We start from the raw sequence: 21185 nt of genomic DNA, 5'->3' as shown, positions 1-21185 counted from the left end.
AGCGAACACACGTACACCTCTTAAAGGACGAATCTTTATGACCACCCACTGCGATGACCTTTCTGCTCACGTAATCGAACGCCTCGTCACCGCCGCACAACAAGGCTGGGCGCCGGCGGACTTAGAACACGTCTTAGGCCCGCACGCCTACCCGATTATTTACCGTGCAAGCCCCCATGTGCCGGCACGAATTACCTCCCCTGCGCTGCGCAAAGCATGGCTACAGATGGCCCCTCCGCAGGAAAACTTCATTCCCCGCGATAAGTTGCGCGCCATTATTAAAGAGCTCATTCACCTACCGAAGCTGCGCGATACCGAGCTTTTAGCCTCCGGCGAATCCTTGCGGGAGGACGGGCTCAGCGATAAGCAACGCAAAATCCGCGAGAAGGTTCTAGGCCTTTTACGGAAAGCGGAATCTACCAGCTTTGAGGATGAGGCCGAGGTTCTCATTTCTAAGGCGCAGTCCCTGCAGCAGAAGTATCGCATCGAAGACCTGCTTACTTCCGAGCTGCCTCATCTCATTTCCCACCGCGTGCACATCCACCCGCCGTATATCAAGCACCAGGCTTCCCTATTAAGCACCATCTCTGACGCCAATGGATGCACCACTCTCCTGATTCATGACAAGGGTTTAGCCTGTGTGATTGGCGCTCCTGCCGACGCCGCCCATTGCGCCGACCTTTTTGCCTCCCTCAACCGTCAATGCGATTGGTTCATGCGCAATGGTGACGGCGCAGAAATTGCCCGCGCTACGGGCTCTACCGCCGCTTATCGCCGTAGCTTCCGGCTCTCTTATGCCGCCCGCATCGGTGAACTGCTCACTCAAGCAAATGAGGATGGAATCGCAGATAACCTGCGGGAATCCCAGTACTGCTCACACCATGCAGAGACTGTAGCTACCCAAACCCTTCCGGCGTTGCAGGCGCGCACCGATCATGCCATCGACACTCGCAATCGTCTTTTCCCCAACCTGACGGAAATGTCGCTTTCCATGAACAGCATGCACGGCATTAACGATGGCATTGCCGCTGCCGATAAATCTCACTTTGGCGGCGATGCTTCCGGGATCGGTTCGGTTCCAGAAATTACGCAGTAATTTTGCCCTGCTCAAGGCCATTCTTCCCTCCCGTTCCCTGCTAGCGAACGGGGGCGAGGAGCGACACCGAAACGAATGCTTAACGGGTAGGATCACCGGTGAGATATTGGTCTAGAAAGTAAAAGGTACGTGAATGTCTACACAGTCTTTTCTCGAAGTTGAAGCGAAATTCTCCGTAGCCGAGTCCACTCAGCTCCCTGAACTGACCCGCCTCGAGGGAGTTGACCACGTTGCAGACACGCGCCACCACGCGCTTTCTGCCATCTACTACGACACCGAAGACCTCCGCCTCACCCATGCAAAGGTCACCCTCCGCCGTCGCACCGGTGGTAATGATGATGGCTGGCATATCAAGATTCCTAGCGAGGCTGGCCGCACTGAAATCCACGCCGAGCTGGAAGAACCTGTAGATGGCCGCTACGAAGTACCTGAGGAGCTTCTCCACCAGGTCCGCTCCATTATCCGCCACAACGAACTCACCCCGATTGCTCAAGTAGACAACAAGCGCACCGAGATGGTCCTAGCGGATGCCGACAATAAACCGGTAGCAGAATTCTGCGATGACCACGTCACCGCCTTTTCCTTCCTTCCAGGTGGCCAGCAGCAGTCGTGGCGCGAGTGGGAAGTAGAGCTCGCCGGTGAGCTTCCTGGCACTGAGGAAGGTACGCAAATCATTCGCCGTGCCACTTCCTTGCTTATCGGTGCCGGTGCGCGCGTTTCTTCCTCCCCATCCAAGCTGAAATCCGCTTTGGGCGATTCTTACGCCAATGCCCCGCTGCCTCCAGCCCTGGTATCGCCGGATGTGGACCCAGACTCCCCTGCCGCGGCCGTCATCACCGCACTCCAAGCCAACCGCGACAAACTAGTTGATTATGACCCGCGCGTGCGCCGCGATGAGTGGGACTCGGTTCACCAGATGCGTGTCGCCACCCGCGAACTGCGCAGCCACCTGCAGACCTTCCATGGCATCGTTGTCGGCCCAGAAATCGACAAGATCGAAGCCGAGCTCAAGGAGCTTGCCGGCATTTTGGGCGTTGCTCGAGATGCGGAAGTTGTAGAAGAGCGCTGGCAGAAGCTGCTGGAGTCCGAAGATTCTGACACCTTGGATGACTCCACCCGCGAGCACATTGCGCAGGATATGGGAAACGCCTACCGCCGCGCGCACCGCCGCGTTATCGCAGCCCTGGATTCCGAGCGTTACCTCGAATTGCTGGAATCCCTGGACCGTCTTCTCGCTGATCCACCAACGGCCGATAAGCAACAAGAGTCCGCTCCGGTAGCTAGCGAAGCGGAGGAGCCGTCCTCTGCGGAAGAGGACGCCGCTACCCCTACCGAATCCAGCGAGGACAGCGCGCCTGCTGCGGACAAGTCCGAGCACAAGCCGGAGGAAAAGAAGTCCAAGGCCAAGTCCGCCGACATGGATACCGTGATGGCGCAGCACCTTGAAAAGGCCTATAACAAGCTGGTCAAACGCCATAAGAAGGCCGTGGAGAACTGGGATAACCAGGAATTGTCCCTGCACGAGCGCGAGGATTATTTCCACGATATGCGCAAGGCAGCAAAGAAGCTGCGCTATGCAGCTGAAGCAGCTGGTTCTGCTACCAACCTCAAGACCAAGCGTCTCTACAAAGCCTGCAAGCAGATGCAGTCGGTGCTCGGTGACTTCCAGGATTCCGTGACCTCGCGCGATAAGCTGCTCGAGCTGGCAGGGTCCGCTCGCCGCCGTGGGGAAAATACCTTTGGCTACGGCCTGCTTTACCAGCGCGAGCGAACCATTGGCCTAAAGGCCCTTGATGATTACGCCGAGTCTTTCAAAGACATCAAGGCCGCGTTTAAGCCGCTGCGCAAGAAACTAAAGTAGCCGCGCTCCCCGGGTAGGTGCCGGGAAACACGGCTTTAAAAGAGATGGCTGGGAGTTAGTTACTTCCAGCCATCTTCTTCGTCTGCGGCATCTGCCGCATCATTGCGGGCTTGGGCGATTTCGATGGCGTTTTCTGCCTCTTCGCGGGTGTCATACGGGCCCATCCGATTCTCCCAGCCAGAGGTCTTGCCTTGGCTGACTTCCTTAGTGGCGGGATCAAAGAACCACTTCTGGTCTGCATCGCTCATGAAACTATCCTCTCAGTCGTTGCATCAACGGCACCGGCTGACTGCTGCCGCTGATATGGTTTCTGCCCACACTACCTACGCTGTCTCACCGCTGCCCGCTAGAATGTGGGGCAGCACATTTCTTTTATACGATTCCATGTCGTATTCCCCGCCACCGCGCACAAAGGTGGCGGGCGTTCGTTGCTTTAAACGCACCGCCGCGTGTGTGGGGCAACGAAGACTACTGGTCCCAGAACCTGGAAAAGGAGCTTTAGCACCCATGCCACTGTGGTCAACGCCTGCAGAGCCCGTAGCCGAGCGCGCCGCCCGAGCACATACCGAACTCACAGGCAGCGCTCCAACGCATACCGCCAGCGCGCCGGCAACGTGGTCCCTCATTGGTGAACATATTGATCACTTCGGCGGCATTGTCGCCATGTGTGTGGGAAAGTTGCGCGCTGCAGCGGCGGTAAGCCCGCGCACCGACGGCGTGGTGGCCGTACATTTCCACCCAGCTCAGGGCGAGACTGCCCATGACTCGATTAGCCTGCAGGCGCTGGCAGAGCTGGCAACGGCGCAACAGCCCACCACGGATGCGGAAGGCCAGCCAGTTATTCCGCCGGCACCACAAGGTGGGTTGGCGGCCCGCGTAGGTGGCATTGTCCACACGATGATTAATCGTCAGTTGCTCTCCCGAGAGACGGCCGGTGCGGATATCACCATCGCCTCCGATATTCCAGAGGGCGCGGGTGTAGGCGCGGATGCCGCTGCGGACGTCGCGGTGGCGCTAGCGCTCATGGGCGCAGATGCGGATCTCGATGCACCGTTGAGGGCCCGGGTGGCTGATGTATGCACACAGGCCGTTTCTGCCTTCGCAGCGCGACCGCCACTGCGCGCACGCCACAGCGCAGCGCTGCGCAGCACGGGTGAGGGCGTGTGCATCATGGACTACGCCGATGGTTCGGTCACCCACGCCCCGCATGTGGTGGGGCGCGAGATGTCCGTCTTTGCGGTGGCGGTGCCTGAGGATTTTTCCGCGCAGGAGGAAAGGGCCATCGCCGATATCCGCCAGCGCCAGCGCTTTATCGATGATGCGTGCCACTCCTTCGGCACCGATTCGCTGCGCTTGCTTCCCGACGCCCAACAGCGCGTCCTAGACTGGCTCAAGGCCGTGCACAAGGTCTACGGCGAGGACGGCCGCCCGAGCATCAGCGCCGCCACGGAGTGGATGGCCTTTTATGAGGAAGAAACTGAGCGCGTAGAAAAGTTTGCGCGCTGCCTGCGCTCGCACCGCGGCGCGGAGCTCTTCCCTATCCTGTTGCAGTCGCAGTCTTCCTTGGCCAATATCTACGGCTTGGATTCGGCAGAAAAACTCGCCGAGTTGGTCACGGTTCGCGGTGCTGTTGCGGGTCGCTCGGCGCATGCCGGCACCTCGAACGCGGTCATCGCTTATGTTCCGGCGAAAAGCGCGCACAATTTCGCAGCTGACTTGGCTGAAGACGGACTGCTCGTCGTCGAGCTGCAGCCAGGCGAGGCCGCCCGCGGCGAAGGCTAAGAGCCTTGCCGGCTAGTCGGCCGGCCAGGCAAAAAGAACCTCGCGCGAATCGGTATCCGCCGTCACCAGCGAGACAGTGGTTTCACTGCCGGTTTCCGGTGCGCCCACGCATTGGGCGAAGACGGGTGGCTCCGGTACGAAAATCCGCGCCCTGTCCCGCTTCGGATCGCCGCGGACCACAGTGGCTGAGAAATTGGTACCCAGCCGAGGTCGCAGCACTGTCGCCTCCGTCAGGTTCAGGCAGGCCTTATCCACTTGGGAGGCGAGCTGCGAGGTCGAGCGCATTGCCCCGATGACCTCCGTGGCGCTGCCTGTTACCCACTCGGGAACCTCGTAACCGCCGCACAGCGCTAGGCATACTTCCGTGGCGAACCTATCGGAAAGGCGTCGCAGCGGCGCGGTGACGTGGGCATAGTAGCCACCAATTCCGGCGTGTACCTGCGCCTCCTGCTCGCCTAGCCAGGCATAGTCGGCTCCGCGCAAAAGGCTTTGGGCTTCGCGCATAACGGCCATGCCGCGCGGGGAATCGGCGTCGACGGTGAGGAGGAATTGGGGAATGGGGGCGTCGCCAAGCGCAAAGCCTAGGGCCTGCGCCTCGGCGCGAAATTGGCGCTCGTGCTCCGGCTCGGCCGCGGGCAGGGTTCGCAAGAAGCCCACGCCAGCTTCCTGCATGAGGCGCCCGGCGCACATGCCGGCAAGCAAAGACATCTCCGAGTTAAAGTCCATAACCTCATAGCGCGGCTCGATGACAAGCTCAAAGGTGCCATCGTCATTTTCCACCACCCGCTGGGAGGGCAGGCGCAAGGAAATGGCCTCGCGGCGCAGGGAGGATTCCTGGCGCAGCCGTCCGACCACTGGCAGCAGTGCAATAGATGGGTGGAGGTTGCCGGCCGCAAGATCCGCATGCGCGCCTTCATAATCCAGGCGGGCCTGGGAGTAGATGAGCGCGCGCTCGACGTGGAAGGACTCCACCTCGCCGTTGCCATCCAAGTCAAAGGTCCACAACACGGCCGGCTTATCGGTGCCAGGCAGTAGCGAGGCTCGGTCCTCGGAAAGCTCTGGCGGGTGCAGGCGCGCGGGTTCATCGGGAAGATAGATGGTCTGGCCGCGGCGGAACGACTCGCGCTCCAGCTCGCTGCCGGGCTCGATGAAAGCAGCAACGTCCGCGATGGCATAAAAGACGCGGTATCCGCCCTCGCGCTCTTCGATGTAGACCGCCTGATCCAAGTCCATGGAGCCGGCGGGATCCAGGGTCACAAAGGGAATATCGCGAGCGTCGCGGCGCGAGTCGGCATATCGGTCCTGCGCGCGGGCGGCCTGGGCGGTGACCTCGGCCGGAAAATCGGTGGCTACCGAAAATTCTGTGGCAATGGCGCGGAAATCAAGCGGGGCGGCATAGAGCTTCATGCCCACCACCATAAACGTAGTAGGGCGAATGAGTCGGCCTATAAGCCGGATTCTGTCTAACCGCGGCACTCCCTGAGAAGCACCGCGCGGTGAACATCCATCTAGACCAACCGTTGCCAGTTGGTTCCAGCAGCTACCTTCAGGCTCGAGCGAGCAGCCTTAAAACGCCTGATCGGGCCCCGCAACGTGGCGGGGCCGTGATGCCTTGCTCCCGGTGGGGTTTACCCAGCCACCGCCATCACTGACGGTGCTGGTGCGCTCTTAACGCACCGTTTCACCCTTACCTTGCTGCTCCAACGTGGCCGAAACCAAGTGGAGGAACGAGGCGGTCTACTTTCTGTTGCACTTGCCCGCGGGTTTCCCCGGGTTGCCGTTAGCAACCACCGTGCTCTGTGGAGTCCGGACTTTCCTCGGCGCCCACGCGGCAGCACGTAGCTGCCCGTATGAAGCGACGCGATCACCCGGCCGGCTCATTCGCGTTCCTTATTCTAGCGCAGGCCCGCCAGGTGGCCCACATCGTTAAATCCGTGCACCATAGAGCCGCCTTCCCAAAATTCCACCCGCGAAATGGCAGCCAGGTCTAAGAAGAGGTGCCCAAAGGTGGCTGGGCCGGCATCGAGCGCCTGGCGTATGAAGGACTTAATTGGGTTGACGTGGCTGACCACCAGCACGGTCTTGCCCGCAAAGCGCTCTTGGAGATCCTTGCGGGTGGTGCGCACGCGACGGTTGACCGCTTGCAGCGATTCGCCGCCCGGACAGGCGACGCTCGCATCGTGCAGCCATTCCTCGTGGAGTTCCGGATCGCGCTGGTGGGCCTCGGCCGCGGTCTTGCCTTCCCACGCACCGAAGTCCACCTCGATGAGGCCTTCGACGGTCTCTACCTCGATATCGCGGCCATTGGCCACGGCCGCCGCGGTCTCTTGGCAGCGGCGCAGGGGCGAGCAGACGATGGCGTCAAAGTCGGCGTCGGCAAGCGCCTGCGCAGCGGCGAGCGCCTGCTTTTGGCCAAGCTCCGTAAGCCCCGGATTGGCGCGGCCGGAGTACTGCTTGGCGGCCGACATCTCCGTCTGCCCGTGGCGCAGCAAGATAAAGCGGGTGGTAGGTCCGCGGTCCCCCAGCCAATCGGTGGGGTGCGGCGCGGTGGTGTCCTGCTCCGCGGCTGGGGCTGACTCGGCGTCTTCTTCGCCGGCCACGATGCCTTCCGGGTGCCCGGCGGCCGCGGCATCCATGGCGTCATTGGACAGGGCGTCTGCCACCTTGTTCTTGGCGCGCGGCACCCAGTCCAGGCTGAAAGAAGAAAAGCCGTTGATGTATTCGCGGGCGCGCAGGGCCAGCTTCTGCATATCAGGGTGCTTGATCTTCCAGCGGCCGTTGATTTGTTCCACCACCAGCTTGGAATCCATGTGGAATTCCACCTCGGTAGCGCCCATCTCGGTGGCGGCTTCAAGGCCGCGCAGCAGGCCGTTGTACTCTGCGACGTTATTGGTGGACTTGGTGCCTACCACGTAGACAATTTCGCGCAGGATGCGCTGCCCGCTGCCGTCATAGATAACGGTGCCGGAACCGGCTACCCCGGGGTTGCCGCGGGAGCCGCCATCGGCGTAGATGATGACCTTCATTAGACCAGGCGCACCAGGTAGGAGCCACAATCTCCGCACTGCGGCAGCTCATCGGCCGGGGCATTGCGCACAGCGTTTTGCTCGGCCGGCGGCAAGACGATGAAGCAGCCGCCGCAGGCGCGGTTGGCCTTGAACTGGGCGGCGCCGACGCCGTTTTCCTCGCGCTGGGTATCGTACTCGCTGAGCACTCCGGCGGGCAGTTGATCGCGCAGCTCGCCGATGCGCACGGCCGGATCTTCTTGATTGGCGGCCGCTTCCTTAGCCGCCTCGGCCGCACGGCGCAGCTTTTCCAGCTTGCGCTCGGAATCAGAAACGCGCGCGCCGTGGACATCCAGATTGGAACGCAGCGCGTGCACCTCGTTATGCGCCTCCTGCAGCTCGCTCATGAGATCTGCGATGCGGGACTTGGCAGCGTAGAGGTCGTGCTCCAGATCCTTGCGGGTTTCTGGGTCCACTGCGGCACCGAGCTGGCGCTTATCATCGCGCTCGCGCTGGCGTAGCTTGCGCTCATCGGCCTGGATGCGCAGAATTTCGGTCTCCATGTCATCGACGGCCATCTGCGCAGAACCGGAGGCATCGAGCAGGCGCTTGTGCTCCTCTTTGGCCTTGTCATACTCGGCTTGTTCCGGGATTTCCTTCTCAGCGCCATGGCCCTGCGAGCGTTCCAGGTTGGCCAGCTCCAGCAGTACCGGCTGTAGTTCTTGCGATAGTTTCACTTATGACTCCTTTGGGTGCGCAGAGATAGTCCACGGGTCGGTGCGCAGGCTAATAATTTCCGTATCCAGTTCTAAAGCATCCTCTACGATATCGCGCGCCTGGGCCGTCCACGGAAATTCGCTGGCCCAGTGGGCGGTATCGATGACGGCCGGGCCGCCGGCGCGCAGGTGCTCATCCACCGGGTGGTGGCGCAGATCCGAGGTGACATACACGTCCACGCCTAGCTTCGCGGCCGCGGAGAGGAAAGAATCGCCCGAGCCCGAAGAAACAGCTACGGTCCACACCTTCTGTTCCGGATCCCCGGCAGCGCGGATGCCCCAGGCGGTCTCTGGGAGGGCATTGGCCACCTGCTGGGTGAACTCGCGGAGGGTCATCTCCTGCGGCAGTTCTCCCACGCGTCCGAGGCCAAGCGCCTTGTCCAGGTCCTGGTGGCCGGCAGTTTCCGTGATGTCATAGGCCGGCACCTCATAAGGGTGGGCGGTGTGCAGTGCCTTCAGCAAAGAGGAGCGAAGTGCGGCTGGGGCGACAAACTCGACGCGGATTTCCTCGCCGCGGTGCAGCGCGCCAATCTCACCCTCGGTGGGGTCAGCGCCCTCCTCCGGCTGGAATTGGCCCGTGCCGGCGATATCAAAGGAGCAGTGAGAGTAGGCGCCGATGTGGCCCGCGCCGGCGTCGAAAAGCGCCTGCTTTACCTCCTCGGCCGCGGCTACCGGCACGTGCACGCCCCACTTATCCACGCCCTGGGGCTCCGGCACGATGGGCCGGCCGGGGTTGATGCCTACCAGCTCCGCGAGCTTGTCGTTGACGCCCGGCCGCGCCTTATCCGCGTTGGTGTGGGCCGCAAAGAGCGCCACGCCATTGCTGACCAGCGTGTGCACTACCTTGCCCTTGGGCGTATCGGCCGCTACGGACTCCACCCCGCGCAAAAGCAACGGGTGGTGGACCACGAGCATGTCCGCACCAAGCTCCACCGCGCGCTCGGCCACCGCCTGGGTGCAGTCCAAGGCAAAGGCCACGCGCTTTACCTCCGCGGCCGGATCGCCGCAGATAAGCCCCACGGCATCCCACTTTTCCGCCAGGTGCGGCGGGTAGGACTCATCGAGTACGCGGCGGACATCGCCCACGCTCACAGCGGACATAGAGGTGCTCCTTTATGCTCGTTTCATGGAATAGTTAGTACTGCTATATCCTATCTTCCGCACCACAGTACTATTCGCGCGAAGGGGTTTTCCGCATGACCGAATCCGATACCCGCTCCGGCCTTTACCTCGTCTTTGTCTGCACCGGCAATATCTGCCGCTCCCCCATGGCAGAAATCATCGTGCGCGATGAAATGGAAAAGGACATGCTAGACCTCGTCGCCACCGTAGATTCCTGCGGTCTGGGCGGCTGGCATGTTGGCCAGGGCGCGGACGAGCGCGCGATTGCCGAGCTGCGCCGCGGCGGCCACGATGGCGGTTCCCACCGCGCGGCCAAGCTAGGCGCCGAGCACATGGACGCTGATCTCTTCATTGCCATGGACAAGGGCCACCGCGAGGCCCTCATTGAGCACGGCATCGACCCCGACAAGATTCGCCTGATGCGCAGCTTCGACCCCAACTCCCCGGAGGACGCGGACGTGGCAGACCCCTATTACGGTTCCACAGCGGATTTCGAGACCACGCGCAAGAATATCGAGGCCGCCGTGCCTGGCCTGCTGGATTGGATTCGCGCTAACCACGACTAAACTAGGCCCCATGCTAAAGACGTTCCTTAAGCCGGGTTGGGTTCTACTGCTGCTGTTCGTCGTGGCCTTTTCCTACCTCGCTTTTACCGTCCTTGCCCCGTGGCAGCTGGGCAAGGACGATGACATTGTGGAACGCAACGAGCTCATCACCCACGCCTATGAGGCCGACCCCCAGCCGGTGGAAGACCTCGTGGATGACAACGGCGCCATCAAGGACGATGAGTGGTCCCGCGCCACCCTGCACGGCCATTACCTGCCGCAGGATGAGGTGCTGCTGCGCCTGCGCCCGGTCGATTCCGGCCCGTCCTACCAATCCCTGGTTCCCTTCCGCACCGATTCTGGCCTGACCATCTTGGTCAACCGCGGCTGGGTCAAGGCCGGCGAGGCCAACGCCGTGCCGGATATCCCTGATGCTCCCTCGGGCGAGACCACGCTTACCGGCATGATTCGCGCCGATGAGGCCGAGCACCAGTCCGCCCCCATTAAGCAGGAGGGCTACCAGCAGGTCTACTCCATCCATACGGAGCAGATTGCCTCGCTTATCGACGCCCCCTTGGCCCACGACTACATCCAACTCTCCGCCGACCAGCCCGGCGTGCTCAACCCCATGCCTATCCCGCAGCTCGACCGCGGCAACCACCTCTCCTACGGCTACCAGTGGATTGCCTTCGGCATCATGGCCCCGCTGGGCTTGGGCTACTTCGTGTGGTCCGAAATCCGTGAGCGCCGCCGCCTGCGCGAGGAGGAAGCAGCCCTCTCCGCCCTCGATGCCGATGCCTCAACTCCATCCGAGCCCGCGGACGCCTCCAGTGCAAGCTCCGCACCGGTAGAAGCCCCGTCCCCCGCGACCTCCCGGCGCGACGCCCACGCGGCCGCTGACGACGCCACCGATACCGCCCCAGCCGTTCCCGCCGCGTCCTCCTCGCATGCCGCCAGCCGCCGCAATCGCTCGCGCTACGGCGACTCCAAGCCGGATCACTACGCCAAGCTGAACAAGCGCCGCCGCGAGCGCTACTAGGTCCTCTGCCTGCCTAGGCTATTGCTTGAACATCCGCCTAGGCCCCGAATCAGCCACGTTAATGCGTTATGCCCTCCCCTCTTGGGGCATAACGTGGCCACAAGTTGGCTCCCCAGGCCTTACCCCCCTCAACTCTGCCAGCCGCCTAAGCCCACCAACACAAAAATGACCGCCTCTCGGAACCGAGTCCGAGAGGCGGTCTGTCTTGTGCGGCCTGAGGGGATCGAACCCCCGACCTATTGGGTGTAAACCAATTGCTCTTCCAGCTGAGCTAAAGCCGCATGCGCTCTTGCGCTGTTAGAAACAGTAGCGCAGGTTGCTAAAACAACACAAATCGGCAGGTAGAGCCCTACTTCTTGGTGTAGCCGCGCTGCACTAAGCACGAGCCTTGCCACTCGCCTAGGCGCTCCGCCTTGGTCTGCACTAGGCCTGCCAGCTGAGCAGACTCAGAGATGAGCCCAGGCTCTACGGTTCCCGGCTTGCCGGCACCTGGAGTAAGCAGCCAGACTGCACCGTTATCGGCCAGCGGGCGGCTCGCGTCCACCAGTCCATCCACAAGGTCGCCGTCTTCTTCGCGCCACCAAAGAAGGACTACATCGCACAGCTCGTCATTTTCTTCTTCCAAGAAGTCATCGCCGAGCACGGCCTCGATCGATTCAGAGATTGCGGTATCGCAATCCTCGTCCCAACCAAGCTCCAGGGCGATTTGCCCTTCCTTGATTCCGAGCTTGACTGCAGCGTCAGCCACTATGCATTTCCTTCCTATTTTAGTGAATGTCTGGTCCGCGTATCGCCCGCATCCTGCGGGTAAATCACGGCTTAATAGAAGCATTTTAACGCCCACCGGCCCCTTTTACCCGCCCAAGGGCCGCAATTCCCCCATTTTGCAGGCCCTGCCGCCAGCGCAGCTGGCTCCACAGAGTTAGCAAACTACCCTCTTTTGCCCCAACAAACTTTGCAAAGGTACTGGTTATGGCAATGTAACGTACCGCACGTCCCCTTAAGTCGGACTTCACAACGACTGTGGATCTGTGAGCGCGTATCCTAGTAGGCAAACTGTGCAGACCCTTAAATAGGAGGTTTAAATGGCCGAGAAGGACGCCCACCAGGGCGACTCCAACTTCCCCCTCATCCGCGACGGCGTTGCATCGTATCTTCACGATAATGATCCAGAAGAGACCCGCGAGTGGATGGACTCCCTCGATGGTCTGCTGGACCACTCCGATCCGGAGCGCGCACGCTACTTGATGCTGCGCCTGCTCGAGCGCGCTACTGCGAAGCGCGTTGAGGTGCCGTCGCTGACGTCTACGGACTTCGTCAACACCATCCCCACCACCATGGAGCCGGAGTTCCCAGGTGATGAGGAGCTGGAGAAGCGCTACCGCCGCTGGATCCGCTGGAACGCAGCCATCATGGTGCACCGCGCACAGCGCCCGGGCATTGGCGTGGGCGGCCACATCTCCACCTACGCAGGCGCCGCCCCGCTATACGAGGTCGGCCTGAACCACTTCTTCAAGGGCAAGGACGATCCTTCAGGCGGCGACCAGGTCTTCTTCCAGGGCCACGCTTCCCCAGGCATGTACGCGCGCGCATACATGGAAGGCCGCCTGACCGAAAAGGATCTGGACGGCTTCCGCCAAGAGGTCTCCCGCGGTGAGGGCGAGGGCCTGCCGTCCTACCCGCACCCGCGCCTGATGCCATGGTTCTGGGAATTCCCCACCGTGTCCATGGGCTTGGGCCCGATTAACGCTATCTACCAGGCACGCTTTAATAAGTACCTGGAGACCCGCGGCATCAAGGACACCTCCAAGCAGCACGTATGGGCTTTCTTGGGCGATGGCGAGATGGACGAGCCAGAATCCCGCGGTTTGCTGCAGATCGCATCCCTCTACGAGCTGGATAACCTCACCTTCGTGGTCAACTGCAACCTGCAGCGCCTTGACGGCCCGGTTCGCGGCAATACCCAGATCATCCAGGAGCTGGAGTCCTTCTTCCGCGGTGCTGGCTGGGAGGTCATCAAGGTTATTTGGGGCCGCGGCTGGGATAAGCTGCTGGAAAAGGACACCGAAGGTGCCCTCGTCAACGTCATGAACACCACCTCCGACGGTGACTACCAGACCTTTAAGGCGAATGATGGCGCCTATGTGCGTGAGCACTTCTTCGGCCGCGATGAGCGCACGGCCAAGCTGGTAGAAGACATGTCCGATGATGAGATTTGGGCACTGCGCCGTGGCGGCCACGATTACCGCAAGGTCTACGCTGCCTACGCTCGCGCGCTGGAGAACAAGGGCACCGGCAAGCCAACCGTCATCCTGGCGCACACCATTAAGGGCTACGGCTTGGGCCACAACTTCGAGGGCCGCAACGCTACCCACCAGATGAAGAAGCTGACCCTGGATGATCTGAAGCGCTTCCGCGATAAGCAGGAGATTCCGTTCTCCGATGCGGAGCTGGAGAAGGATCCGTACCTGCCGCCGTACTACCACCCGGGCAAGGATTCCCCGGAGATCAAGTACATGCTGGAGCGTCGTAAAGAGCTCGGCGGCTTCCTGCCGGAGCGCCGTGAGGACTTCACCCCGCTTGAGGCACCTGCGCTGGATAAGCTGCGCTCCGTGCGCAAGGGCTCCGGCAAGCAGGAAGTAGCCACCACCATGGCCCTGGTGCGCACCTTCAAGGAGATCATGCGCAACAAGGAGCTGGGCAAGCGCGTTGTGCCGATCATTCCGGACGAGGCCCGCACCTTTGGTATGGACTCCTGGTTCCCCACCATGAAGATCTGGAACCCGCGCGGCCAGAACTACGTGCCGGTTGACCATGACCTGATGCTCTCCTACCGCGAGGCCACCGACGGCCAGATCATGCACGAGGGCATTTCTGAGGCCGGCGCCGCTGCCTCCTTCACCGCGGCAGCTACGTCCTATGCCACCCAGGGCGAGGCCATGATTCCGCTGTACATCTTCTACTCGATGTTCGGCTTCCAGCGCACCGGCGATGCCTTCTGGGCGGCTGGTGACCAGATGGGCCGCGGCTTCATTATCGGCGCTACCGCCGGCCGCACCACCCTGACCGGTGAGGGCCTGCAGCACATGGACGGCCACTCCCCTGTCCTGGCCGCTACCAACCCGGCCGTGGTTTCTTATGACCCGGCCTTCGGCTACGAGGTGGCGCACCTGGTCACCCGCGGTATTGAGCGCATGTACGGCAAGGACCATGAGGCCATCATGTACTACCTCACCGTCTACAACGAGCCGGTGCACCAGCCGGCCGAGCCGGAGGACTTGGACGTGGAGGGCCTGCACAAGGGCATCTACCACTTCAACACCGCTGAGGGCGGCTCCATTGCTGCCAATATCTTGGCTTCCGGCGTGGGCGTGCACGAGGCGCTGCGCGCGCAGCAGCTGCTTGCCGACGACTTCGATGTCAAGGCCTCCATCTTCTCCGTCACCTCCTGGAACGAGCTGGCCCGCGACGGTGCCCGCCGCAACAAGGAGGCCCTGCGCAAGGGTGAGGAGCCGACCGAGGCATTTGCTACCTCCCAGCTCAAGGGCTACGAGGGTCCGTTCGTTGGCGTCTCTGACTTCACCACCGAGCTGCAGGAGCAGATCCGCCCGTACGTCCCAGGTACCTACATCACCTTGGGTGCGGATGGCTTCGGCTTCTCTGATACTCGCGAAGGCGCACGCCGCTACTTCAACATCGATGCCGAGTCCATCGTCGTCGCCGTACTCGATGGCCTGGCTCGCGAGGGCAAGATTGAGCGCTCCGTTGTGGAGAAGGCAGCCAAGGATCTCAAGCTGGATGATCCGACCGCTACCACCCACATCGAGGACTAATCCCCGCATTGGTGCGAGCTAGAACCGCACCAATGCGTTACAAGTAAGGCGCCGCCGGCTTCCCGCCGCGGCGCCTTTTGCGTGCCTCGAGAGGCTCCTTCGAGAAGCCTGCCTACACCGCGTCGAGAACGCGGCCGAGGGCCGCGGAGATAGCCTCAGGGTCTTCGAGAATCACCATGTGCCCGGAGCCTCCCACCGTTTGCAGGCTCGCGGTTGGCCAATTCTCACAGAGCACTTCCGATTGCGAACGCGGGGTCACGATATCGGCGGTGCCCACCACTACTTCACCGTGGAGTTTTGCCAGTCGTTCTGCGGCACCATACTCGGCGTGTTCCAGAAGATCATCGAAGAAACCGGAGTAGGAGGCCAAGGGGGTATCGAGAAGCATGGCAACGTGGAACTGCAGCTTCTCCATCTGGGGAAAGCCGGCTAGGGTCACGGCGAAAAGCGGCGCGATAAAGCGGGCAACCTCAAAGCGGGCGCTATCGACGCGCCCGGGCAGGCGCAGGCACAGGCGGTAGAGCGCGTGCAGGGACTTGGATTGCAAAATCTGGGCCACGCCCTTGGCCGCAAAGCGACGCATAGAGGTAGAAATCAGCAACGCGCCCTTGATGCGCTCATACACCTCGGCCGGAGCACGCCGGATGAGGTTCAAGGCAACCATGCCGCCCAGGGAATGGCCCACGATGACCAAATTGCCGTGGGGAGCGCGCTCGCGGATGACGGCTAGGACGTCGTCGGCAGCCGCGTCAACGGTGCACTCTCCTGGGGCGACCGTGGAGGATTGCCCATGCCCACGCAGGTCCACCAAGAGTGCGCGGGCATTGCGGCCGCGCAGGTAATTGGCCTGGTCATAATAGGCTTCTGAGGACAGGCAATAGCCGTGGATGAAGACCACCGTCACCGGGGCGTCCTGCTGGCCTACTTCATACCAGGCGATGTCTAGGCCATCGTGGTCCACGGTGCCGGACGCGCTGATGTGGGTAAGCCCCGGCTCGGTAGAGGGATCATGCAATCCGCCATAAAGCTTTTCTAGCTCGGCGCGGTGCGAGGGGCGCAGGCGCTTGAGCCAACTACGCGCCACAACGGAAGAACGTTTTCTCAATGCCATAACGGGATCAATACTAGACTGGTGGGCATGGCAAACGACCTCAGTGCCCAATTGCAGGCAAAGTTCAATGCGAGTGCGCCGGATAAGGAGCCGGAGCGAGATACTCTTAGCCAGCTCATCGCACTCATCCACAAGGTCACCGGGACCGAGGAAGACTTGGGCCGCGAGACCCGCCTGAAGGATATCGGCGTGGAGTCGCTCGATCTGGTGGAGCTCACCGTGCGCGCGGAAGAAGCCTTCCAGGTGCGTTTTTCTGAGGAGACGATGCTCAACAGCGAAACCATCGGCGATATCGCCGAGTATGTGGAGGATCACCAATGATTTCTTATCTATCCGATATGGACGGCGTGCTCATCAAAGAAGGTGAGATGATCCCTGGCGCGGATAAATTTATCCAGGCACTTAAAGACAATGACATCGAGTACATGGTGCTGACCAATAACTCCATGTCTACCCCGCGGGACCTATCTGCCCGCCTGCGCACTACTGGCCTGGATATTCCGGCAGAACGCATCTGGACCTCCGCTACCGCTACCGCGAACTTTCTTTCCAGCCAGGTAAGCTCCAGCAAGGCCTATGTGGTGGGCGAATCCGGCCTGACCACCGCCATGCACGAGGCAGGCTGGATCCTCACCAACGATGACCCGGACTTCGTGGTGCTTGGTGAGACCCGCACATACTCCTTTGAGGCGATTACCACCGCCATTAACCTCATCCGCGATGGTGCACGCTTTATTGCCACCAACCCGGATGTCACCGGCCCTGCCCCCACGGGCGTACTTCCGGCTACCGGCGCCGTAGCTGCGCTGATTACCGCCGCCACCAACCGCGAGCCTTATTACGTGGGCAAGCCTAACCCGGTCATGATGCGCTCGGCGCTCAATCATATTGGTGCTCACTCGGAGCACACGGTCATGATTGGTGACCGCATGGATACAGACGTCAAGGCGGGCCTTGAGGCCGGCATGCGCACGGTCCTGGTGCGCTCCGGCATCTCCGATGACCGAGAAATTTCCCGCTACCCGTACCGCCCGTCGGCCGTGCTCAAGTCCGTGGCGGAGCTGCCAGAGAAGATCCTGGATCCTTTCGCAGAGACGGAATAGTTCTTTCCTAATCGCACCATCCGGCGGCAGAAGCAAAGGGGTTGGCCAGCAGCAGCTGGTCCAACCCCTTTTTGCGCCTTCTACGGCAGGCGCACGGCAGCAGTAAAGCCGTGGCGCTGCGCGAGGTAGCGCACAACGCAATCAAGCGCGTCCAGCTCCTCGCGGGTGCCGGTAAGCACCTGGTGACAGCCAATACCGCCGCCCGCGTTGGCGCAGGCGCTCCCGCCCTGGGCAAGCGCCGCTACGGAAAGCCCATCCCGGAACCAACGAGTGCACCACTGAGCGGTCAGTGGGTCATCGCCCGGAATGATAAATTCCGACTCGGTACGGATGCACCGATCCATGGCGTGTTCAATCTCCGAGCGCAGCTTGCGCGGCATCCCGGAAATCTTGAGCACACCGGTGACCACGGTGGCGCCGCCGTTGACGGAGGGCCACGTGGAGGTGGAGGCCGGCTGTTCAACCGGCGCAGGGTTAACGCACGTATTCATAGCCGATTCTCCCTCGACATAGATCACCACCGCACGAGGCCTGCCGGCCCGGCGCGATGCAAGACGAGCTTCGTCTTCCCCAACGAACTGTCTGATGCGTCTGCTCACAATTTTCCTGAGTCACACCCCTCCCTACAACCCTCAACTTTCACTTCAACCCCCATTCACTAAACCTCAACCCCAGGTACAGACTGGGGCTAAAGTTGCAGGTGAAACTACTGTTACAAATGTGAATTTTGGAGTTTGCTGAGAAGATTCTGGTCTTCCTTGACGGCAGGGAGCAGAAGCCCTGCTCACGCACGGGAAAGCGCAACTAGGATCTCACGCAACCGCCGCCCGTGCGCTCACGCCAGTTTCCCGCGCTGGATGGCCCCCTTTCGCACGAAATTCCCCGACTTCTCCCCGCCCCACGGGGGAGCCTTCCACCGCTCCACTTCCCCCAGTGGAAGGCGCTCGTTCCGCCGAAGCGGGCAGATTACAAAGAGTTCCAGATGGCGGTATTCGTATCGTGCCAGAGCGGCTTGCACCACTCACCAAAGTCGCGGTTTGTGAGCGCAACCATGGCATAGTCGCCGGCGACCCAAAGGTAGGTGCCGGACATGCCGAAGTGACCGACGGCGTCGGCAGGCAAGGCGCCCATCCAGTGATCCTTATCTCCGCGGATTTCAAAGCCTAGGCCCCAGGTGCAGTCTTTGAAGCTGCCGTAGCCCGGAACGATGCCGCGCAATCCGTCGAAGTGAACGCGGCGCATGTCGGCCACGGTGGAGGGGTGCAGGAGTTGTGGGTGCTGAACTTCCGCAGCAAAGGCCGCGAGGTCCTCCACTGTGGAAACCAAACCGTGCCCGGCCGAGCCTTCCAGCCGGGTGGACTCCATACCCAGCGGGGCCAAAATGCCTTCGCGCAGGTACTCGGAAAAATCCATGCCCGTAGCTTCGGCCACGGTATCCGCGGCCCATTCATAACCGGCCGAGGAATAGATGCGGCGCTCGCCCACCGGCTTCTGCGACTCCCGGGAATCAAAGGAAACGCCAGAGGCGTGTGCAAGCAGGTGCTCGAGCGTGGAGCCCTCCGGGCCGGCGGGCTGCTCTAGCTCCACGGCTCCTTCTTCCACGGCCAGCATCACGCCGTACGCTGCGACCAGCTTGGTTACCGATGCCACCGGAAACTCACGGGCGGTATCCCCCACCGTTTCTTGCACCTCGCCACGGTGCAGCAAGGCTCCGGCCACCGTATCCGCGGGCCACTGGCTAATTTGGCTAAATTCACTCATACCCTCTAGCCTACTGAGCCGCACTCGGAAGGACTGGACCGCTTTGGGCGCGCCTTTTCGAGCCGGTCACTCCATTGGCCTACTGGGTCCCGCCCGTCTTAGGTCCAAGGTGATCGGGCTGATCTGAGCGAATGGACCCCTCAATTCAGCCCTAAAGGCCTCAAATCAGCCCGATCAGAATGGACCTAAGCCACAGCTGCCGGCGAAAGCCCCTCGAAACCGGCCAACCGCCAGACGCGTCAGGCCCACTGGAGGCCGCCCAAGTAAACCATCGGTTAAAACAACAAGAACATTTTATGGAATCGGGCCGGAAACGGTTGCACACCCAATAGACATGAGAAAACTTTCAACCATGTCTAATAATTCCAAGAACACGGGCAGCGCAGTTAACCGCCGCCGATTCCTGCAGACCTCGGGCACGGCCGGTGCCGCCATCGCTCTGTCCGGTGCAGCCGCCAACGCACAAAGCAGCCTCTCGCCGCGCGTGGAGCAACACATGGTGGAGCCGAAGCTGGGCGAGCGGCCCTTCCTCCACGGTGTGGCCTCGGGTGACCCGATTCCGGACTCGGTCATCCTGTGGACCCGCGTGACCCCGGATGCCGACGCCATGCCGGGCTCCGGCCTAGGCGAGGCCACCCGGGTGGAGTGGGAAATTGCCAAGGATGAGGGCTTTGGGGACGTCGTCAAGCGGGGCGAAGTAACCACCGACGCCCGCCAGGATCACACCGTGCACGTGGACCCGCATGGCCTGGAGCCGGAGACCGTGTACTTCTTCCGCTTTAAAGCGCAGGATAAGTACTCGCCCATCGGCCGCACCAAGACCGCCCCGGCGCTGAGCGCCTCCCCGGAGGAGCTCACCTTCGGCGTGGCTAGCTGCGCTAACTGGGAGTCCGGCTTCTTCAATGCCTATGGCGATATTGCCCAGCGCGGCCGCGCGGACCAGCTGGATTACATGATTTTCTTGGGCGACTATATCTACGAGTATCCGCAGCGCGAATACTCCGGCTACGGCCCGGTGCGCCTGCATCACCCGGCGCACGAGATTATCACGCTGGAGGATTACCGCATCCGCTTCGGACGCTACCGCACCGATGAGAACCTGCAGGCCGCACACGGCGCGTTGCCGTGGGTTGTGGTGTGGGATGACCACGAGGTGGCCAACGATAACTGGCGCGAGGGCGCCGAGAACCACACCGAAGGCGAGGAAGGAGCCTTCCTGGACCGCCGCAACGCCGCGATGCAGGCCTACTTCGAATGGATGCCGGTGCGTGCGACCAACCCGTCCGAGCAGGGCCACCTCTACCGCAGCCTGACCTTCGGCGATCTGGTGGAGCTGACCATGATGGACCTGCGCACCTACCGCGATGAGCAGGTGCGCTTTGGCCCGCGCAAGATGGCCGCCGAAGGCCGCACGATGCTCGGCTCTGAGCAGTACAACTGGCTTCTCAATAAGATTGAGACCTCTTCTGCCAAGTGGAATATGCTGGGCAATTCCGTCATGTTCTCCCCCATGAACCTGGCTACCCTGCAACAAGATGACAAGACCAAGCCGGTTTCATCCTCGCTGTCTTCCAATATCACCGGCATTCCGGTCAACGGCGACCAGTGGGATGGCTACTCGGCGGAGCGCCGCTTGCTTATCGACGCCCTCTCAAAGCACGACTCCCACACCCTCTTTGTCACCGGCGATATCCACTCCGAGTGGGCGCACAATATCAGCAAGGATGGCCGCATCTTTGGCGCCGAGATGGTCTGCGCCTCCGTGTCTGCGCCCAACGTGAACGAGCAGCTGAAGCTGCCGGAGGGCAATGAGCTGTCCAAGCTGGCCGAGCGCTACTTGATGGGCGCCAACCCGCACACCCGCCACGTGGATCTGGACCACCACGGCTACAGCTATGTCACCGTGCGCCCGGATTCGGCGGAAATGCACTGGTTGCGCGTGGATAACCTGCTCACCGCCAAGTCCCCGGTGCGCGAGGCCGTGACCATGACCTGGCGCCCGGGTGAGGGCTACACCAAGTAGTTGTAAGTTCTGTCACATGACAGGTACTCGGTGTTAACGAACGAGTAGTACACCTTCGATAGAGATAGTGAAAGACCCTCTCTGGGGAATTTCACTACCTATCACTCGCCCGCCTGTCGGGCCCCCTT

19 protein-coding genes, 2 tRNA genes and 1 other RNA gene are annotated in these 21185 nt (G+C 61.6%); 10 read left to right on the top strand and 12 right to left on the bottom strand.

Features of this window, described 5'->3' with window-relative positions; genetic code table 11:
* Window positions 1-37: 37 nt before the first annotated feature.
* Window positions 38-1096 (top strand): DUF2786 domain-containing protein, encoded by a 1059-nt coding sequence (locus tag QP909_RS00285; RefSeq protein ID WP_284765719.1) that lies wholly within the window; start codon window positions 38-40, stop codon window positions 1094-1096.
* A gap of 133 nt (window positions 1097-1229) precedes the next feature.
* Complete coding sequence (locus QP909_RS00280; RefSeq protein ID WP_284765718.1) at window positions 1230-2957, top strand: CYTH and CHAD domain-containing protein; 1728 nt, start codon at window positions 1230-1232, stop codon at window positions 2955-2957.
* A gap of 59 nt (window positions 2958-3016) precedes the next feature.
* Here the strand turns inward: QP909_RS00280 and QP909_RS00275 are convergent, their stop codons facing one another.
* On the bottom strand, window positions 3017-3205 hold the full coding sequence (locus QP909_RS00275; protein ID WP_284765717.1) for a hypothetical protein: 189 nt from the start codon (window positions 3203-3205) through the stop codon (window positions 3017-3019).
* 259 nt (window positions 3206-3464) lie between these two features.
* On the opposite strand from QP909_RS00275, the gene QP909_RS00270 reads away from it, so the two are divergent.
* A complete protein-coding gene (locus QP909_RS00270) occupies window positions 3465-4739 on the top strand; it encodes a galactokinase family protein (protein ID WP_284765716.1) in 1275 nt (424 codons plus the stop codon).
* Between the two features lie 12 nt (window positions 4740-4751).
* Here QP909_RS00270 and QP909_RS00265 read toward each other — a convergent pair whose 3' ends face one another.
* The 5 genes from QP909_RS00265 to QP909_RS00245 form a co-directional block, all read right to left on the bottom strand.
* Window positions 4752-6146, bottom strand: a complete 1395-nt coding sequence (locus tag QP909_RS00265) for an RNB domain-containing ribonuclease (RefSeq protein ID WP_284765715.1) — start codon at window positions 6144-6146, stop codon at window positions 4752-4754.
* A 25-nt stretch (window positions 6147-6171) separates the two neighbouring features.
* An RNA gene (gene rnpB, locus QP909_RS00260) (RNase P RNA component class A) lies at window positions 6172-6619 on the bottom strand.
* Between the two features lie 15 nt (window positions 6620-6634).
* The gene (locus QP909_RS00255; protein ID WP_284765714.1) at window positions 6635-7765 is read right to left on the bottom strand and encodes a bifunctional RNase H/acid phosphatase; all 1131 of its coding nucleotides are present in this window, start codon (window positions 7763-7765) and stop codon (window positions 6635-6637) included.
* Window positions 7765-8481, bottom strand: coding sequence for a zinc ribbon domain-containing protein (locus QP909_RS00250; protein ID WP_005324390.1), 717 nt, complete (start codon window positions 8479-8481; stop codon window positions 7765-7767). Before QP909_RS00250 ends, QP909_RS00255 begins: the two co-directional genes overlap by 1 nt.
* Window positions 8482-9621, bottom strand: a complete 1140-nt coding sequence (locus tag QP909_RS00245) for a Nif3-like dinuclear metal center hexameric protein (RefSeq protein WP_284765713.1) — start codon at window positions 9619-9621, stop codon at window positions 8482-8484.
* Between the two features lie 95 nt (window positions 9622-9716).
* Here QP909_RS00245 and QP909_RS00240 point away from each other — a divergent pair, with 95 nt between their 5' ends.
* The gene (locus tag QP909_RS00240) at window positions 9717-10208 is read left to right on the top strand and encodes a low molecular weight protein-tyrosine-phosphatase (RefSeq protein ID WP_040425191.1); all 492 of its coding nucleotides are present in this window, start codon (window positions 9717-9719) and stop codon (window positions 10206-10208) included.
* 43 nt (window positions 10209-10251) lie between these two features.
* Here QP909_RS00240 and QP909_RS00235 read toward each other — a convergent pair whose 3' ends face one another.
* On the bottom strand, window positions 10252-10458 hold the full coding sequence (locus QP909_RS00235) for a hypothetical protein (protein ID WP_284765712.1): 207 nt from the start codon (window positions 10456-10458) through the stop codon (window positions 10252-10254).
* Between QP909_RS00235 and QP909_RS00230 the strand changes: the two genes are divergently transcribed.
* Together QP909_RS00230 and QP909_RS00225 are read left to right on the top strand one after the other, a co-directional pair.
* Window positions 10421-10520: transfer RNA gene (locus tag QP909_RS00230), tRNA-OTHER, on the top strand. The two genes, QP909_RS00235 and QP909_RS00230, sit on opposite strands and share 38 nt — an antisense overlap.
* Entirely contained in the window at window positions 10477-11226 is a 750-nt protein-coding gene (locus tag QP909_RS00225; RefSeq protein WP_284765711.1) for an SURF1 family cytochrome oxidase biogenesis protein, read from the top strand. Before QP909_RS00230 ends, QP909_RS00225 begins: the two co-directional genes overlap by 44 nt.
* A gap of 208 nt (window positions 11227-11434) precedes the next feature.
* Here the strand turns inward: QP909_RS00225 and QP909_RS00220 are convergent.
* Window positions 11435-11507: transfer RNA gene (locus tag QP909_RS00220), tRNA-Val, on the bottom strand.
* A gap of 68 nt (window positions 11508-11575) precedes the next feature.
* Window positions 11576-11974, bottom strand: a complete 399-nt coding sequence (locus tag QP909_RS00215; RefSeq protein ID WP_005324380.1) for a DUF3052 domain-containing protein — start codon at window positions 11972-11974, stop codon at window positions 11576-11578.
* 337 nt (window positions 11975-12311) lie between these two features.
* Between QP909_RS00215 and aceE the strand changes: the two genes are divergently transcribed.
* The gene (gene aceE, locus QP909_RS00210) at window positions 12312-15059 is read left to right on the top strand and encodes a pyruvate dehydrogenase (acetyl-transferring), homodimeric type (protein ID WP_284765710.1); all 2748 of its coding nucleotides are present in this window, start codon (window positions 12312-12314) and stop codon (window positions 15057-15059) included.
* A gap of 112 nt (window positions 15060-15171) precedes the next feature.
* Here aceE and QP909_RS00205 read toward each other — a convergent pair whose 3' ends face one another.
* On the bottom strand, window positions 15172-16170 hold the full coding sequence (locus QP909_RS00205; protein ID WP_284765709.1) for an alpha/beta fold hydrolase: 999 nt from the start codon (window positions 16168-16170) through the stop codon (window positions 15172-15174).
* 27 nt (window positions 16171-16197) lie between these two features.
* Between QP909_RS00205 and QP909_RS00200 the strand changes: the two genes are divergently transcribed.
* Together QP909_RS00200 and QP909_RS00195 are read left to right on the top strand one after the other, a co-directional pair.
* Window positions 16198-16491 carry an acyl carrier protein gene (locus QP909_RS00200; RefSeq protein ID WP_225746656.1) on the top strand — a complete coding sequence of 98 codons (294 nt, stop codon included), beginning with the start codon at window positions 16198-16200 and terminating at the stop codon, window positions 16489-16491.
* On the top strand, window positions 16488-17273 hold the full coding sequence (locus tag QP909_RS00195; protein WP_284765708.1) for an HAD-IIA family hydrolase: 786 nt from the start codon (window positions 16488-16490) through the stop codon (window positions 17271-17273). The genes QP909_RS00200 and QP909_RS00195 overlap by 4 nt, the downstream gene beginning before the upstream one ends.
* 80 nt (window positions 17274-17353) lie before the next feature.
* Here the strand turns inward: QP909_RS00195 and QP909_RS00190 are convergent, their stop codons facing one another.
* Together QP909_RS00190 and QP909_RS00185 are read right to left on the bottom strand one after the other, a co-directional pair.
* On the bottom strand, window positions 17354-17764 hold the full coding sequence (locus QP909_RS00190; RefSeq protein ID WP_284765707.1) for a hypothetical protein: 411 nt from the start codon (window positions 17762-17764) through the stop codon (window positions 17354-17356).
* A 475-nt stretch (window positions 17765-18239) separates the two neighbouring features.
* Window positions 18240-19034, bottom strand: a complete 795-nt coding sequence (locus tag QP909_RS00185; protein ID WP_284765706.1) for a serine hydrolase domain-containing protein — start codon at window positions 19032-19034, stop codon at window positions 18240-18242.
* 352 nt (window positions 19035-19386) lie between these two features.
* On the opposite strand from QP909_RS00185, the gene QP909_RS00180 reads away from it, so the two are divergent.
* The gene (locus QP909_RS00180) at window positions 19387-21057 is read left to right on the top strand and encodes an alkaline phosphatase D family protein (RefSeq protein ID WP_284765705.1); all 1671 of its coding nucleotides are present in this window, start codon (window positions 19387-19389) and stop codon (window positions 21055-21057) included.
* Window positions 21058-21185 lie beyond the last annotated feature (128 nt).

Source organism: Corynebacterium sp. MSK195 (assembly GCF_030228885.1).
GTDB lineage: Bacteria > Actinomycetota > Actinomycetes > Mycobacteriales > Mycobacteriaceae > Corynebacterium.
The sequence above is the reverse complement of the archived record's forward strand: the minus strand, read 5'-3'. Positions and strand labels throughout refer to the sequence as shown.

Excerpts from the sequence above, each read along its gene's own strand:
- QP909_RS00285 (WP_284765719.1), top strand. The coding sequence starts at position 38 with ATGACCACCCACTGCGATGACCTTTCTGCTCACGTAATCGAACGCCTC.
- QP909_RS00280 (WP_284765718.1), top strand. The coding sequence starts at position 1,230 with ATGTCTACACAGTCTTTTCTCGAAGTTGAAGCGAAATTCTCCGTAGCC.
- QP909_RS00275 (WP_284765717.1), bottom strand. The coding sequence starts at position 3,205 with ATGAGCGATGCAGACCAGAAGTGGTTCTTTGATCCCGCCACTAAGGAA.
- QP909_RS00270 (WP_284765716.1), top strand. The coding sequence starts at position 3,465 with ATGCCACTGTGGTCAACGCCTGCAGAGCCCGTAGCCGAGCGCGCCGCC.
- QP909_RS00265 (WP_284765715.1), bottom strand. The coding sequence starts at position 6,146 with ATGAAGCTCTATGCCGCCCCGCTTGATTTCCGCGCCATTGCCACAGAA.
- QP909_RS00255 (WP_284765714.1), bottom strand. The coding sequence starts at position 7,765 with ATGAAGGTCATCATCTACGCCGATGGCGGCTCCCGCGGCAACCCCGGG.
- QP909_RS00245 (WP_284765713.1), bottom strand. The coding sequence starts at position 9,621 with ATGTCCGCTGTGAGCGTGGGCGATGTCCGCCGCGTACTCGATGAGTCC.
- QP909_RS00240 (WP_040425191.1), top strand. The coding sequence starts at position 9,717 with ATGACCGAATCCGATACCCGCTCCGGCCTTTACCTCGTCTTTGTCTGC.
- QP909_RS00235 (WP_284765712.1), bottom strand. The coding sequence starts at position 10,458 with ATGGCCGTGCAGGGTGGCGCGGGACCACTCATCGTCCTTGATGGCGCC.
- aceE (WP_284765710.1), top strand. The coding sequence starts at position 12,312 with ATGGCCGAGAAGGACGCCCACCAGGGCGACTCCAACTTCCCCCTCATC.
- QP909_RS00205 (WP_284765709.1), bottom strand. The coding sequence starts at position 16,170 with ATGGCATTGAGAAAACGTTCTTCCGTTGTGGCGCGTAGTTGGCTCAAG.
- QP909_RS00200 (WP_225746656.1), top strand. The coding sequence starts at position 16,198 with ATGGCAAACGACCTCAGTGCCCAATTGCAGGCAAAGTTCAATGCGAGT.
- QP909_RS00195 (WP_284765708.1), top strand. The coding sequence starts at position 16,488 with ATGATTTCTTATCTATCCGATATGGACGGCGTGCTCATCAAAGAAGGT.
- QP909_RS00190 (WP_284765707.1), bottom strand. The coding sequence starts at position 17,764 with ATGAATACGTGCGTTAACCCTGCGCCGGTTGAACAGCCGGCCTCCACC.
- QP909_RS00185 (WP_284765706.1), bottom strand. The coding sequence starts at position 19,034 with ATGAGTGAATTTAGCCAAATTAGCCAGTGGCCCGCGGATACGGTGGCC.
- QP909_RS00180 (WP_284765705.1), top strand. The coding sequence starts at position 19,387 with ATGTCTAATAATTCCAAGAACACGGGCAGCGCAGTTAACCGCCGCCGA.